Origin of the sequence: Cellulomonas wangsupingiae (assembly GCF_024508275.1) — a bacterium.
Classification (GTDB): Bacteria; Actinomycetota; Actinomycetes; order Actinomycetales; family Cellulomonadaceae; genus Cellulomonas; species Cellulomonas wangsupingiae.
On the sequence record NZ_CP101989.1, the window covers coordinates 2,981,249 to 2,994,204 of the forward strand.

At 67.8% G+C, this 12,956-nt stretch carries 21 protein-coding genes; all 21 read right to left on the minus strand.

What is annotated here, in order from left to right:
• Window positions 1-540 (minus strand): 50S ribosomal protein L6, encoded by a 540-nt coding sequence (gene rplF / locus NP075_RS13760; protein ID WP_227565738.1) that lies wholly within the window; start codon window positions 538-540, stop codon window positions 1-3.
• A gap of 25 nt (window positions 541-565) precedes the next feature.
• On the minus strand, window positions 566-964 hold the full coding sequence (gene rpsH, locus NP075_RS13765; protein ID WP_191782362.1) for a 30S ribosomal protein S8: 399 nt from the start codon (window positions 962-964) through the stop codon (window positions 566-568).
• A 90-nt stretch (window positions 965-1,054) separates the two neighbouring features.
• Window positions 1,055-1,240, minus strand: a complete 186-nt coding sequence (locus tag NP075_RS13770) for a type Z 30S ribosomal protein S14 (protein WP_013882869.1) — start codon at window positions 1,238-1,240, stop codon at window positions 1,055-1,057.
• A 1-nt stretch (window position 1,241) separates the two neighbouring features.
• A complete protein-coding gene (gene rplE / locus NP075_RS13775; protein WP_227565739.1) occupies window positions 1,242-1,814 on the minus strand; it encodes a 50S ribosomal protein L5 in 573 nt (190 codons plus the stop codon).
• Window positions 1,814-2,155, minus strand: coding sequence for a 50S ribosomal protein L24 (gene rplX / locus NP075_RS13780; protein ID WP_227565740.1), 342 nt, complete (start codon window positions 2,153-2,155; stop codon window positions 1,814-1,816). The genes rplE and rplX overlap by 1 nt, the downstream gene beginning before the upstream one ends.
• Window positions 2,156-2,157: 2 nt before the next feature.
• The gene (gene rplN / locus NP075_RS13785) at window positions 2,158-2,526 is read right to left on the minus strand and encodes a 50S ribosomal protein L14 (protein ID WP_013117868.1); all 369 of its coding nucleotides are present in this window, start codon (window positions 2,524-2,526) and stop codon (window positions 2,158-2,160) included.
• Between the two features lie 162 nt (window positions 2,527-2,688).
• Window positions 2,689-2,979, minus strand: coding sequence for a 30S ribosomal protein S17 (gene rpsQ, locus NP075_RS13790; protein WP_227565741.1), 291 nt, complete (start codon window positions 2,977-2,979; stop codon window positions 2,689-2,691).
• Between the two features lie 7 nt (window positions 2,980-2,986).
• On the minus strand, window positions 2,987-3,223 hold the full coding sequence (gene rpmC, locus NP075_RS13795; protein ID WP_225214955.1) for a 50S ribosomal protein L29: 237 nt from the start codon (window positions 3,221-3,223) through the stop codon (window positions 2,987-2,989).
• Window positions 3,223-3,639 carry a 50S ribosomal protein L16 gene (gene rplP, locus NP075_RS13800; protein ID WP_191782354.1) on the minus strand — a complete coding sequence of 139 codons (417 nt, stop codon included), beginning with the start codon at window positions 3,637-3,639 and terminating at the stop codon, window positions 3,223-3,225. The genes rpmC and rplP overlap by 1 nt, the downstream gene beginning before the upstream one ends.
• A gap of 3 nt (window positions 3,640-3,642) precedes the next feature.
• The gene (gene rpsC, locus NP075_RS13805; protein ID WP_227565742.1) at window positions 3,643-4,494 is read right to left on the minus strand and encodes a 30S ribosomal protein S3; all 852 of its coding nucleotides are present in this window, start codon (window positions 4,492-4,494) and stop codon (window positions 3,643-3,645) included.
• Window positions 4,494-4,874: a 50S ribosomal protein L22 gene (gene rplV, locus NP075_RS13810; RefSeq protein ID WP_089798430.1), complete on the minus strand. Its 381-nt coding sequence runs from the start codon at window positions 4,872-4,874 to the stop codon at window positions 4,494-4,496. Before rplV ends, rpsC begins: the two co-directional genes overlap by 1 nt.
• A gap of 55 nt (window positions 4,875-4,929) precedes the next feature.
• Complete coding sequence (gene rpsS / locus NP075_RS13815; protein ID WP_207339054.1) at window positions 4,930-5,211, minus strand: 30S ribosomal protein S19; 282 nt, start codon at window positions 5,209-5,211, stop codon at window positions 4,930-4,932.
• Between the two features lie 15 nt (window positions 5,212-5,226).
• Window positions 5,227-6,063 (minus strand): 50S ribosomal protein L2, encoded by an 837-nt coding sequence (gene rplB / locus NP075_RS13820; protein ID WP_227565743.1) that lies wholly within the window; start codon window positions 6,061-6,063, stop codon window positions 5,227-5,229.
• Between the two features lie 25 nt (window positions 6,064-6,088).
• On the minus strand, window positions 6,089-6,391 hold the full coding sequence (rplW, locus tag NP075_RS13825) for a 50S ribosomal protein L23 (RefSeq protein ID WP_089798428.1): 303 nt from the start codon (window positions 6,389-6,391) through the stop codon (window positions 6,089-6,091).
• On the minus strand, window positions 6,388-7,074 hold the full coding sequence (gene rplD / locus NP075_RS13830; protein WP_227565744.1) for a 50S ribosomal protein L4: 687 nt from the start codon (window positions 7,072-7,074) through the stop codon (window positions 6,388-6,390). Before rplD ends, rplW begins: the two co-directional genes overlap by 4 nt.
• A 5-nt stretch (window positions 7,075-7,079) precedes the next feature.
• Window positions 7,080-7,739, minus strand: a complete 660-nt coding sequence (gene rplC, locus NP075_RS13835; RefSeq protein WP_227565745.1) for a 50S ribosomal protein L3 — start codon at window positions 7,737-7,739, stop codon at window positions 7,080-7,082.
• Window positions 7,740-7,762: 23 nt separating this feature from the next.
• Window positions 7,763-8,071, minus strand: coding sequence for a 30S ribosomal protein S10 (gene rpsJ, locus NP075_RS13840; RefSeq protein ID WP_013117879.1), 309 nt, complete (start codon window positions 8,069-8,071; stop codon window positions 7,763-7,765).
• A gap of 414 nt (window positions 8,072-8,485) precedes the next feature.
• On the minus strand, window positions 8,486-9,679 hold the full coding sequence (gene tuf / locus NP075_RS13845; protein ID WP_227565746.1) for an elongation factor Tu: 1,194 nt from the start codon (window positions 9,677-9,679) through the stop codon (window positions 8,486-8,488).
• Between the two features lie 121 nt (window positions 9,680-9,800).
• Window positions 9,801-11,903, minus strand: coding sequence for an elongation factor G (gene fusA, locus NP075_RS13850; RefSeq protein ID WP_227565747.1), 2,103 nt, complete (start codon window positions 11,901-11,903; stop codon window positions 9,801-9,803).
• An 83-nt stretch (window positions 11,904-11,986) separates the two neighbouring features.
• The gene (gene rpsG, locus NP075_RS13855) at window positions 11,987-12,457 is read right to left on the minus strand and encodes a 30S ribosomal protein S7 (protein WP_089798424.1); all 471 of its coding nucleotides are present in this window, start codon (window positions 12,455-12,457) and stop codon (window positions 11,987-11,989) included.
• Between the two features lie 5 nt (window positions 12,458-12,462).
• Window positions 12,463-12,831 carry a 30S ribosomal protein S12 gene (rpsL, locus tag NP075_RS13860; RefSeq protein ID WP_013117883.1) on the minus strand — a complete coding sequence of 123 codons (369 nt, stop codon included), beginning with the start codon at window positions 12,829-12,831 and terminating at the stop codon, window positions 12,463-12,465.
• Window positions 12,832-12,956 lie beyond the last annotated feature (125 nt).

Consider the following 12,956-nt stretch of genomic DNA (forward strand, 5'->3'; position numbering starts at 1 on the left):
TTACTTCCCAGCCTTTCCGACCTTGCGGCGCACGTTCTCGCCCGCGTACCGCACGCCCTTGCCCTTGTACGGCTCAGGCTTGCGGATCTTGCGGATGTTCGCGGCGACCTCGCCCACCTGCTGCTTGTCGATGCCCTGCACCGAGAAGCGGGTCGGCGCCTCGACGGCGAACGTGATGCCCGCCGGCGGCTCGACGACGACGGGGTGGCTGAAGCCGAGCGCGAACTCGAGGTTGTCGCCCTTCGCCGTGACGCGGTAACCCGTGCCGACGATCTCGAGCTTCTTGGTGTAGCCCTCCGTGACGCCGGTGACCAGGTTGGCCAGCAGCGTGCGGGTCAGGCCGTGCAGCGAGCGCGAGAGGCGCTCGTCGTCGGGACGCGTCACCACGAGGGCGCCCGCGTCGTCGCGGTCCACCGTGAGGGGCGCGGCGATCGTGTGGCTGAGCGTGCCCTTGGGGCCCGTGACCGTCACGAGGCGGTCGTCGATGCTGACATCGACGCCGGCCGGTACCGGGACGGGGATCCTGCCGATTCGAGACATGGCTGTTCTCCTCTCCGTCTCGGACTTACCAGACGTAGGCGAGGACTTCCCCACCCACGCCCTTCTTGGCGGCCTGCTTGTCGGTCAGGAGGCCGGAGGACGTGGACAGGATCGCCACGCCCAGGCCGCCGAGCACCTTCGGCAGGTTGGTCGACTTCGCGTACACGCGCAGGCCCGGCTTGGACACGCGCTTGACGCCGGCGAGCGCACGCTCGCGGTTGGGGCCGTACTTCAGCGTGATCGTGAGGTTCTTGCCCACGGGGGCGTCCTCGACGGTCCAGCCGGAGATGTAGCCCTCGGCCTGCAGGATCTCGGCGACGTGGCTCTTGAGCTTCGAGAACGGGATCGTCACCGTGTCGTGGTGCGCCGAGTTCGCGTTGCGCAGACGCGTCAGGAAGTCTGCGATCGGGTCGGTCATGGTCATCGGGCGTCAGCCCTTTCTCGCCGGGGTATCCGCGGCCCCGTGAGGGGCCGCGGACCTACCGACGTCAGGAGGGTGCTACTGGGTGCTGGATTACCAGCTGCTCTTGGTCACGCCGGGGAGCTCGCCACGGTGGGCCATCTCCCGCACGCAGATCCGGCACAGGCCGAACTTGCGGTACACCGAGTGCGGGCGACCGCACCTCTGGCAGCGCGTGTACCCGCGGACCGCGAACTTCGGCTTCGCGGCCGCCTTGTTGATCAGAGCGGTCTTCGCCATGTCAGTTCTCCTTGAACGGGAAGCCGAGGCGCTTGAGGAGCGCGCGCCCCTCCTCGTCCGTCGTCGCGGTCGTGACGATCGTGATGTCCATACCGCGGACACGGTCGATCTTGTCCTGGTCGATCTCGTGGAACACGGACTGCTCCACGAGGCCGAACGTGTAGTTCCCGTGGCCGTCGAACTGCTGGGGCGACAGCCCCCGGAAGTCACGGATGCGCGGCAGCGCGGTGGACAGCAGGCGGTCGAGGAACTCCCAGGCACGGTCGCCGCGCAGCGTGACGTGCGCGCCGATCGGCATGCCCTCGCGCAGCTTGAACTGCGCGATGGACTTGCGTGCCTTGGTGACCTGCGGCTTCTGGCCCGTGATCTGGGTCAGGTCGCGGATCGCGCCCTCGATGAGCTTGGAGTCCTTCGCGGCCTCGCCGACACCCATGTTCACGACGACCTTGACGAGTCGCGCGACCTGGTTGATGTTCGCGTGGCCGAACTCCTCGAAGAGCGCCGACCGGATCTCGTCGTTGTAGCGCGTCTTGAGGCGCGGGGAGGCCGGAGCCTCGATGGTGGTCTCGGTCATCAGATGTCCTTACCGGAGCGCTTGGCGACGCGGACGCGCACGTTGCGCGTGCGTCCGTCGCGCTCGACCTGCTCGGTGCGGTAGCCGACCCGGGTGCCCTTCTTGGTCTCCGGGTCCACGAGCATCACGTTGCTGATGTGGATGGGGGCCTCGATCGTCTCGATGCCACCGGTACGGGTACCGCGCGCGGTCTGGCCGGCCTTCGTGTGCTTCTGCACACGCTGGACGCCCTCCACGACGACGCGCTGGGTCTCGGGGAGGACCTCGAGGACGCGCCCCTGCTGGCCCTTGTCCCGGCCCGAGATGACGACGACGAGGTCGCCCTTCTTGATCTTGGCCATGGTCAGATCACCTCCGGAGCGAGCGAGATGATCTTCATGAACTTCTTGTCGCGCAGCTCGCGACCCACGGGGCCGAAGATGCGCGTGCCGCGCGGCTCGCCGTCGTTCTTGAGGATCACCGCGGCGTTCTCGTCGAACTTGATGTACGAGCCGTCGGGACGCCGGCGCTCCTTGCGGGTGCGCACGATGACCGCCTTGACGACGTCGCCCTTCTTGACGTTGCCGCCGGGGATGGCGTCCTTGACGGTGGCGACGATGACGTCACCGATACCGGCGTAGCGGCGGCCTGAGCCGCCGAGCACACGGATGCAGAGGATCTCCTTGGCACCCGTGTTGTCGGCGACACGCAGTCGCGACTCCTGCTGGATCATCTAGCTACTCCTGTCGTCTGGCGGGTTCTCGTGCGCTCGATGGCGCCGAGCCTGGCCATCCGGATGGTTGCCGTGGTGCACACGCCGCGGGCGGGAGACCCGCCCGCGTCGTGGGCAACTGTCGTGGTGCTGTGCTGCGGTGGCCTCGCGGCCGACGCAGGATTACTTGGCCTTCTCGAGGACCTCGACGAGACGCCAGCGCTTCGTCGCCGACAGCGGCCGGGTCTCCATGATCTCGACCAGGTCGCCGACGCCGGCGGTGTTCAGCTCGTCGTGAGCCTTGACCTTGCTGGTCCGGCGGATGACCTTGCCGTACAGCGGGTGCTTGACGCGGTCCTCGACCTCGACGACGACGGTCTTGTCCATCTTGTCGGACACGACGTAGCCGCGACGGGTCTTACGGTACGCGCGGTGGTCCGACGTGGCCGTCGTGTGCTCGTGCTTCGTGGTCATTGCTGCCTCACTCCGCGCTCGGGGCGGTACGGATGCCGAGCTCACGCTCGCGCAGGATCGTGTAGATGCGCGCGATGTCGCGGCGGACGGCCTTCAGACGCCCGTGGCTCTCGAGCTGACCGGTCGCGGACTGGAAGCGGAGGTTGAACAGCTCCTCCTTGGCCTTCTTCAGCTCGGCGACCAGCTTCTCGTCGTCGAAGGTGTCCAGCTCGGTGGGAGCCAGCTCCTTGGTTCCGATAGCCATCAGTTACCACCCTCGCGCACGATGAAACGTGTCTTCATCGGGAGCTTGTGCTGCGCGCGACGCATGGCCTCACGCGCGAGCGGCTCCGGGACACCGGCGAGCTCGAAGAGAACTCGGCCCGGCTTGACGTTGGCGATCCACCACTCGGGCGAGCCCTTGCCGGAACCCATGCGGGTCTCGGCGGGCTTCTTCGTCAGGGGACGGTCCGGGTAGATGTTGATCCAGACCTTCCCCCCACGCTTGATGTGGCGGGTCATGGCGATACGCGCAGCCTCGATCTGCCGGTTCGTGACGTAGGCCGGCTCGAGAGCCTGGATGCCGTACTCACCGAACGAGATCGTCGTGCCACCCGTGGCGGCGCCGGAGCGCCCGGGGTGGTGCTGCTTGCGGTGCTTCAGCCTGCGCGGGATCAGCACGGCTCAGGCCTCCGTTCCGGACTCGGTGGGCGCCTCCGCAGCGGGCGCCTGCTCGGCGGCCGGTGCTGCGGGAGCGTCCTGACGCTCGGGACGACGACCGCCACCGCGAGGCCCACGGTCGCCGCCGCGGTCACCCCCACGGTCACCACGGTCGCCACGCGGGCCGCCGCGGGAAGGACGGGGAGCCTGCGAGGCCTGCTCGCGCGCCCACTCCTTCTCCGTCATGTCGCCCTTGTAGACCCAGACCTTCACGCCGATGCGGCCGAAGGTCGTGCGGGCCTCGAAGAAGCCGTAGTCGATGTTCGCGCGCAGCGTGTGCAGCGGCACACGACCCTCGCGGTAGAACTCCGTACGGCTCATCTCCGCGCCACCGAGGCGGCCGGAGACCTGCACGCGGATGCCCTTGGCACCGGCGCGCTGAGCCGACTGGATGCCCTTGCGCATGGCACGGCGGAACGAGACACGGCTCGCCAGCTGCTCGGCGATGCCCTGGGCGACGAGCTGAGCCTCGATCTCGGCGTTCTTGACCTCGAGGATGTTCAGCTGCACCTGCTTGCCCGTGAGCTTCTCGAGCTCGCCGCGGATGCGGTCGGCCTCCGCGCCACGACGCCCGATGACGATGCCCGGGCGGGCGGTGTGGATGTCGACGCGCACACGGTCACGCGTGCGCTCGATCTCGACCTTGGCGATGCCGGCGCGCTCCAGACCCGTGCTCATGAGCTTGCGGATCTGCACGTCCTCGCGCACGTAGTCGCGGTACCGCTGGCCCGGCTTCGTCGAGTCCGCGAACCACCGCGACCGGTGGTCGGTCGTGATGCCGAGGCGGTACCCGAGCGGGTTGACCTTCTGTCCCACTAGCGGGTCCCTCCCTTGGTGGACGTCGCCTTCTCGCGCTGCGAGACGACGACCGTGATGTGGCTCGTGCGCTTGTTGATCCGACCGGCGCGACCCTGCGCGCGCGGACGGAAACGCTTGAGCGTCGGGCCCTCGTCGACGAAGACCTCGGAAATGAAGAGGTCTGCCTCGTCGAGGCGCTCGCTGTTGCGCTTGGCCCCCTCGACCGCATTCGCGACCGCGGACTGCACCGTCTTGAGGACGGGCTCTGCCGCGGCCTGCGGCGCGAACTTCAGCACCGCCACGGCCTCGGCCGCCTGCTTGCCACGGATGAGGTCCACGACGCGGCGGGCCTTCTGGGGCGTGACGCGGACGAACCGCGCCTTCGCCTTGGCTTCCATCGCTGTCCTGCTCTCTTGTCTCTGCCGTCAGGGCGTCACCAGGCTGACCCGGGGGTCAGCGGCGACGGCCCTTCCGGTCGTCCTTCTCGTGGCCGCGGAACGTCCGCGTGGGGGCGAACTCGCCGAGCTTGTGCCCGACCATCGACTCCGTCACGAACACCGGGGTGTGCTTGCGGCCGTCGTGGACCGCGAAGGTGTGGCCGAGGAAGTCGGGCGTGATCATCGAACGACGCGACCACGTCTTGATGACGTTCTTCGTGCCGGACTCGTTCTGCGCGTCGACCTTCTTCTGCAGGTGGCCGTCGACGAACGGGCCCTTCTTGAGGCTGCGAGGCATTCTCTCGGGCTCCTATCAGCGCTTCTTGCCGGTGCGCCGACGGCGCACGATGAGCTTGTCGCTCGGCTTGTTCGGACGACGGGTGCGGCCCTCGGCCTGACCCCAGGGGCTCACCGGGTGGCGACCACCGGAGGTCTTGCCCTCACCACCACCGTGCGGGTGGTCGATCGGGTTCATGGCGACACCACGGACGGTCGGGCGCTTGCCCTTCCAGCGCATGCGGCCGGCCTTGCCCCAGTTGATGTTCGACTGCTCGGCGTTGCCCACCTCGCCGACCGTGGCGCGGCAGCGCAGGTCGACGTTGCGGATCTCGCCGGACGGCATGCGCAGCTGCGCGTACGGCCCGTCCTTGGCGACGAGCTGCACCGACGCACCGGCCGAACGTGCGATCTTCGCGCCGCCACCGGGCTTGAGCTCGATGGCGTGGATGACCGTACCGGTCGGGATGTTGCGCAGCGGCAGGTTGTTGCCGGGCTTGATGTCGGCACCCGCGCCGGCCTCGAGCACGTCACCCTGCGACACCTTGTTGGGGGCGAGGATGTACCGCTTCTCGCCGTCCGCGTAGTGCAGCAGCGCGATGCGCGCGGTGCGGTTCGGGTCGTACTCGATGTGCGCGACCTTGGCCGGCACGCCGTCCTTGTCGTGGCGACGGAAGTCGATCACGCGGTAGGCGCGCTTGTGGCCGCCGCCCTGGTGACGCGTCGTGACGCGACCGGTGGAGTTGCGTCCACCCGTCTTGTGCAGCGGACGGACGAGCGACTTCTCCGGCTGCGAGCGCGTGATCTCGACGAAGTCGGCGACGCTCGAGCCGCGGCGGCCAGGCGTCGTCGGCTTGTACTTACGGATTCCCATGAAAGTAAGTCCTCTTCGCTCTCGGTCAGCCGACCGGTCCGCCGAAGATGTCGATCGAGCCCTCGCGGAGGGTGACGATCGCACGCTTCGTGTTCTTGCGGCGGCCGATGCCGAAGCGGGTCCGGCGGGCCTTGCCCTGACGGTTCGCGGTGTTGACCGACTCGACCTTGACGCCGAAGACCTGCTCGACGGCGATCTTGATCTCGGTCTTGTTGGCACGCGGGTCGACGAGGAAGGTGTACTTCCCCTCGTCCAGCAGGCCGTAGCTCTTCTCCGAGACGACCGGCGCGATCAGGATGTCGCGCGGGTCCTTGCCGGCGGCGGTCACTTCGTCTCCTCGTTGGCCTCGGACTCGGAAGCGACTGCCTTCGCGCCCTTGACCGGGCCCGCGAGGAACGCGTCGAGCGCGCCCTGCGTGAAGACCACGTCGTCCGAGATGAGGACGTCGTAGGTGTTGAGCTGGTCGGCGACGAGCAGGTGGACCCGCTCGACGTTCCGCAGCGACTTCCAGGTGATCTCGTCCTGACGCTCGACGACCACGAGGACGTTCTTGCGACCGGAGAGGTTGTCGAGCACCGCGAGAGCGGACTTCGTCGACGGGACCTCGCCCGGGGCGAAGCCCGTGACGACGTGGACGCGACCGGCACGCGCGCGGTCCGAGAGAGCACCGCGGAGCGCCGCGGCCTTCATCTTCTTCGGGGTCCGCTGCGAGTAGTCACGCGGGGTGGGGCCGTGGACGACACCACCACCGGCGAACTGAGGCGCACGGGTCGAGCCCTGACGGGCGCGGCCGGTGCCCTTCTGCTTGTACGGCTTCCTGCCACCACCGCGGACCTCGCCGCGGCTCTTGGTGTCGTGCGTGCCCTGCCGCGCGGCGGCGAGCTGGGCGACGACGACCTGGTGGATCAGCGGGACGTTCGTCGTGACGTCGAAGACGTCACCGGGCAGGTCGGCCGTGCCGGCCTTCTTGCCCGACTCGTCGAGGACGTCGACGGTCAGCGTGTCGCTCATCGAGGTCACGCACCCTTCGCAGCGGAACGCACGACCACGACGCCGCCCTTGGGGCCGGGAACCGCGCCCTTGACGAGCAGCAGACCCTTCTCGACGTCGACCGCGTGCACGGTCAGGTTCTGTGTGGTCTGGCGGTCCACGCCCATGCGACCGGCCATCTTGATGCCCTTGAACACGCGCGACGGCGTCGATGCGCCACCGATCGAGCCGGGCTTGCGGTGGTTGCGGTGCGCACCGTGGGAGGCGCCGACGCCGTGGAAGCCGTGACGCTTCATCACACCGGCGGTGCCCTTGCCCTTGGTGGTACCGATGACGTCGACGATCTGACCGGCCTCGAAGGCGTCGGCGGTGATCTCCTGCCCGAGCGTGTGCTCGGACGCGTCGGACGTGCGAATCTCGGCCACGTGCCGGCGGGGGGTGACCCCCGCCTTCTCGAAGTGGCCCTTGAGCGGCTTGGTGACCTTGCGCGGGTCGATCTGGCCGTAGGCCAGCTGGACCGCGGCGTAGCCGTCGCTCTCAGCGGAGCGGACCTGCGTCACGACGTTCGTGCCCACGGCGACGACGGTGACGGGCACGAGGCGACCTGCCTCGTCCCACACCTGCGTCATGCCGAGCTTGATGCCGAGCAGCGCCGTGACGGGGCGCGCGTTCTGCTGGGTAGCCATGAAGATCAGTCCCTTCCCAGCGATCAGAGCTTGATCTCGATGTTCACGTCCGCGGGCAGGTCGAGACGCATGAGCGAGTCGACGGCCTTCGGCGTGGGATCGATGATGTCGATGAGCCGCTTGTGCGTGCGCATCTCGAAGTGCTCGCGGCTGTCCTTGTACTTGTGGGGCGACCGGATGACGCAGAAGACGTTCTTCTCCGTCGGCAGCGGCACCGGACCCACGACCGACGCACCAGCGCGAGTCACCGTGTCGACGATCTTGCGCGCCGAGCTGTCGATGACCTCGTGGTCGTAGGACTTGAGCCTGATGCGGATCTTCTGTCCCGCCATGGCGTCGTCTACTTCTCTCTCTCGAAAAACCGGTCCTGTCCGACCCCCGCACTCGGGCGTGTCGCTCTTCGCGACACGCCTCCGCGCTGCGTACCGTTCCCGGGACAGGGGCCGTGGTTGTCGAACGCTCCCCCATCGGGTGACCCCGAGGTCCGAGCGCTCGCCACGTCTGTTCGCCCAGCCGATGGGCGCGCGTGAACGCACACCCCAGCGGGCAACCCCGACAGTCTGCCAGACATGACGGTGAAAGGCCAACTCCGCCCGGCGACGGCCGCGGGGCGGGCCTCCCAGGAGGTCCGCACCGCCGGCTGTCGTCACCGCGGCACCGTCGTGGCAAGGTGTCGGGGACGACGCAGGGCCCGTGAGCCGAGGCTCCCGGGCCCTGCGCGGTCGTTCAGCCCCGAGGGGCGGGGATCACTTGATGATCTTCGTGACCCGGCCCGAGCCGACGGTGCGGCCACCCTCGCGGATGGCGAAGCCGAGGCCCTCCTCCATCGCGATCGGCTGGATCAGCGTGACCGTGATCTCGGTGTTGTCGCCGGGCATGACCATCTCGGTGCCCTCGGGCAGCGTGATGACGCCGGTGACGTCGGTGGTGCGGAAGTAGAACTGCGGGCGGTAGTTCCCGTAGAACGGGTTGTGACGGCCGCCCTCGTCCTTGGCCAGGATGTAGACCTGGCCCTCGAACTCGGTGTGCGGCGTGATCGAGCCCGGCTTCACGACGACCTGGCCGCGCTCGACCTCCTCGCGCTTCGTGCCGCGCAGGAGCAGACCGACGTTCTCGCCGGCCTCGGCGTAGTCGAGCAGCTTGCGGAACATCTCGACACCGGTGACGGTGGTCTTGATCGCCTTCTCCTTGATGCCGACGATCTCCACCTCCTCGTTCACCTTGAGCTTGCCGCGCTCCACGCGACCGGTGACGACGGTGCCACGACCGGTGATCGTGAAGACGTCCTCGATCGGCATGAGGAACGGCTTGTCGATCTCGCGCACCGGGTCCGGCACGTTCTCGTCGACCGCGTCCAGCAAGTCCTCGACCGACTTCACCCAGGTCGGGTCGCCCTCGAGCGCCTTGAGACCCGAGACGCGCACGACCGGCGCGTTGTCGCCGTCGAAGCCCTGCGACGACAGCAGCTCGCGGACCTCCATCTCGACGAGCTCGAGGATCTCCTCGTCGTCGACCATGTCCGACTTGTTGAGCGCCACGAGCAGGTACGGCACGCCGACCTGGCGGGCGAGCAGCACGTGCTCACGCGTCTGGGCCATCGGACCGTCGGTCGCGGCGACCACCAGGATGGCGCCGTCCATCTGCGCCGCACCCGTGATCATGTTCTTGATGTAGTCGGCGTGACCGGGCGCGTCGACGTGCGCGTAGTGACGCTTCTCGGTCTGGTACTCGACGTGCGCGATGTTGATGGTGATACCGCGCTGCTTCTCCTCCGGTGCCTTGTCGATCTCGTCGAACGGCGTGAAGGGGTTCAGGTCCGGGTACTTGTCGTGCAGCACCTTCGAGATCGCGGCGGTCAGCGTCGTCTTGCCGTGGTCGACGTGACCGATGGTCCCGATGTTGACGTGCGGCTTCGTCCGCTCGAACTTCGCCTTGCCCACTGGGTGTCCTCCTCAGGACTTGGTAGAGATTGCCCGACGGCAGCCACCTGACGGTACCTGCTCGACGTGCGGTCCTACGGGTCGGATGTGTAGCTGGAACTGCAGGGTTCGACCTGTGGGACTACTCGCCCCGGGTCTTCTTGATGATCTCTTCGGCAACGTTCCGAGGAACCTCGGCGTAGCTGTCGAACTGCATCGAGTAGACGGCACGACCCTGGGTCTTGGACCGCAGGTCGCCGACGTACCCGAACATCTCCGAGAGCGGCACCTGGGCGCGGATGACCTTCACGCCCGTCGCGTCCTCCATCGACTGGATCATGCCGCGCCGCGAGTTGATGTCGCCGATGACGTCGCCCATGTACTCCTCGGGCGTACGCACCTCGACGGCCATGATCGGCTCGAGGAGGGCCGGGTCCGCCTTGCGCACCGCCTCCTTGAGGATCATCGAGCCGGCGATCTTGAACGCCATCTCCGAGGAGTCGACGTCGTGCGCCGCACCGTCGAGCAGGATCGCCTTGACGCCCACGAGCGGGTAGCCCGCGAGGACGCCGAGCTGCATCGCGCTCTGGATGCCCGCGTCGACCGACGGGATGTACTCGCGCGGGATCCGGCCACCGGTGACCTTGTTCTCGAACTCGTACAGCTCGCCCTCGGCAGGGTCCAGCGGCTGGAACGTCATCTGCACCTTGGCGTACTGACCCGAGCCACCGGTCTGCTTCTTGTGCGTGTAGTCGATCTTCTCGACCGCACGGCGGATCGTCTCGCGGTACGCGACCTGCGGCTTGCCGACGTTGGCCTCGACCTTGAACTCGCGACGCATGCGGTCGACGAGGATGTCGAGGTGGAGCTCGCCCATGCCGCCGATGACGGTCTGGCCGGTCTCCTCGTCGAGCTTGACGCGGAAGGTCGGGTCCTCCTCGGCGAGCTTCTGGATGGCCGTGGAGAGCTTCTCCTGGTCACCCTTGGTCTTCGGCTCGATCGCCACGTCGATGACGGGCTCCGGGAAGGTCATCGACTCCAGGATCACCGGCGCGCTCGGGTCGCACAGGGTGTCACCGGTGGTGACGTCCTTGAGGCCGATGAACGCGTAGATGTGCCCGGCCTGCGCCTCGGGGACGGGGTTCTCCTTGTTGGAGTGCATCTGGAAGAGCTTCCCGATGCGCTCCTTCTTCCCCTTGGTCGAGTTGAGCACCTGGGCGCCCGACTCGACCCGGCCCGAGTACACCCGGACGTAGGTCAGCTTGCCGAAGAACGGGTGCGAGGCGACCTTGAACGCGAGGGCCGCGAACGGCTCCGTCGCGTCCGGGTGGCGCTCGACGACCTTCTCCTCGTCCTTGACGTCGTGGCCGGCGACGGCCGGGACGTCCAGGGGCGTGGGCAGGTAGTCGATGACGGCGTCGAGCATGGGCTGCACGCCCTTGTTCTTGAACGCCGAGCCGCACAGGACCGGGTAGGCGGCCGACGAGATCGTGAGCTGGCGGATGCCGGCCTTGATCTCAGCGACCGTCAGCTCCTCGCCGCCGAGGTACTTCTCGAGCAGCTCCTCGCTGGTCTCCGCGACGGCCTCGACGAGCTCGGCCCGGTACTGCTCGGCCTTCTCCTGGAGGTCGGCGGGGATGTCCTCGATCTCGTACTTCTCACCGAGGGCCGTCTCGCCGCGCCACACCAGCGCGCGCATCTCGACCAGGTCGACGACTCCGATGAAGTCGTTCTCCGAGCCGATCGGCAGCTGGATGACCAGCGGCTTGGCCTTCAGGCGGTCGACGATCGTCTTGACCGTGAAGTAGAAGTCCGCGCCGAGCTTGTCCATCTTGTTGACGAAGCAGATGCGCGGGACGTCGTACTTGTCGGCCTGGCGCCACACGGTCTCCGACTGGGGCTCCACGCCCTCCTTGCCGTCGAACACGGCGACGGCACCGTCCAGGACGCGCAGCGAGCGCTCCACCTCGACCGTGAAGTCGACGTGCCCGGGCGTGTCGATGATGTTGATCTGGTTGTTCTTCCAGTAGCAGGTCGTCGCGGCCGACGTGATCGTGATGCCGCGCTCCTGCTCCTGCTCCATCCAGTCCATCGTCGAGGCGCCGTCGTGCGTCTCACCGATCTTGTAGTTGACCCCCGTGTAGAACAGGATCCGCTCGGTGGTCGTGGTCTTGCCGGCGTCGATGTGCGCCATGATGCCGATGTTGCGGACCTTCTGGAGATCCGTCAGCACGTCCAGTGCCACGTGAATAGCCCCTTGTCGGTTGGCTTGAGGTGGTGCCGCTCACGCCGCCGCGGACCTGCGTGCAGGTCCGCGGCGGCGGCGGGTCACCAGCGGTAGTGCGCGAACGCCCGGTTGGACTCGGCCATCTTGTGCATGTCCTCGCGACGCTTGACCGCGGCACCCAGGCCGTTGGAGGCGTCGAGGATCTCGTTCATGAGGCGCTCGGTCATGGTCTTCTCGCGACGAGCGCGCGAGAAGTCGGTGAGCCAGCGCAGCGCGAGCGTGGTCGCCCGCACCGGACGGACCTCGATCGGCACCTGGTAGGTCGCACCACCGACGCGGCGGGACTTGACCTCGATGGAGGGACGCACGTTGTCCAGCGCGCGCTTGAGCACGACGACCGGGTCGGACTGCGTCTTCTCACGGACGCCCTCGAGCGCGCCGTAGACGATGGACTCGGCGACGGTCTTCTTGCCGTCGAGGAGCACCTTGTTGATGAGCTGCGTGACCACCGGCGAACCGTAGACGGGGTCGACGATCAGCGGCCGCTTCGGAGCGGGACCCTTGCGAGGCATCTGTCTCAGCCCTTCTTCGCGCCGTAGCGGGAACGTGCCTGCTTGCGGTTCTTGACACCCTGGGTGTCGAGCGCGCCGCGCACGATCTTGTAACGGACGCCGGGCAGGTCCTTCACACGCCCGCCGCGGACGAGCACGATCGAGTGCTCCTGCAGGTTGTGGCCGACGCCGGGGATGTACGCGGTGACCTCGATGCCCGAGGAGAGGCGCACGCGCGCGACCTTGCGGAGCGCGGAGTTCGGCTTCTTCGGCGTGGTCGTGTAGACGCGGGTGCACACACCGCGTCGCTGGGGGGAGCCCTTGAGGGCAGGCGTCTTCGACTTGTTCGTCTTCGCCTGCCGGCCCTTGCGGACCAGCTGCTGGATCGTAGGCACTACGTCTCCGTCTGTCGGTGTTCTCTGGTCTGACCGGCACCCGTCACCCTGGACGGCCGGCTCGGCCCGGATCGTCGCCCGTCGCGCGACTACCCCGGAGGTCTTTCCTCCCGCACCGACCCCCG

Coding starts and splice junctions, on each gene's coding strand:
- rplE (WP_227565739.1), bottom strand. CDS start 1,814: ATGACCGAGACCACCATCGAGGCTCCGGCCTCCCCGCGCCTCAAGACG.
- rpsG (WP_089798424.1), bottom strand. CDS start 12,457: ATGCCTCGCAAGGGTCCCGCTCCGAAGCGGCCGCTGATCGTCGACCCC.
- rplB (WP_227565743.1), bottom strand. CDS start 6,063: ATGGGAATCCGTAAGTACAAGCCGACGACGCCTGGCCGCCGCGGCTCG.
- rpsJ (WP_013117879.1), bottom strand. CDS start 8,071: ATGGCGGGACAGAAGATCCGCATCAGGCTCAAGTCCTACGACCACGAG.
- rplC (WP_227565745.1), bottom strand. CDS start 7,739: ATGGCTACCCAGCAGAACGCGCGCCCCGTCACGGCGCTGCTCGGCATC.
- rplD (WP_227565744.1), bottom strand. CDS start 7,074: ATGAGCGACACGCTGACCGTCGACGTCCTCGACGAGTCGGGCAAGAAG.
- rpmC (WP_225214955.1), bottom strand. CDS start 3,223: ATGGCTATCGGAACCAAGGAGCTGGCTCCCACCGAGCTGGACACCTTC.
- NP075_RS13770 (WP_013882869.1), bottom strand. CDS start 1,240: ATGGCGAAGACCGCTCTGATCAACAAGGCGGCCGCGAAGCCGAAGTTC.
- rplF (WP_227565738.1), bottom strand. CDS start 540: ATGTCTCGAATCGGCAGGATCCCCGTCCCGGTACCGGCCGGCGTCGAT.
- rpsQ (WP_227565741.1), bottom strand. CDS start 2,979: ATGACCACGAAGCACGAGCACACGACGGCCACGTCGGACCACCGCGCG.
- rplN (WP_013117868.1), bottom strand. CDS start 2,526: ATGATCCAGCAGGAGTCGCGACTGCGTGTCGCCGACAACACGGGTGCC.
- rpsH (WP_191782362.1), bottom strand. CDS start 964: ATGACCATGACCGACCCGATCGCAGACTTCCTGACGCGTCTGCGCAAC.
- rpsS (WP_207339054.1), bottom strand. CDS start 5,211: ATGCCTCGCAGCCTCAAGAAGGGCCCGTTCGTCGACGGCCACCTGCAG.
- rplV (WP_089798430.1), bottom strand. CDS start 4,874: ATGGAAGCCAAGGCGAAGGCGCGGTTCGTCCGCGTCACGCCCCAGAAG.
- rplX (WP_227565740.1), bottom strand. CDS start 2,155: ATGGCCAAGATCAAGAAGGGCGACCTCGTCGTCGTCATCTCGGGCCGG.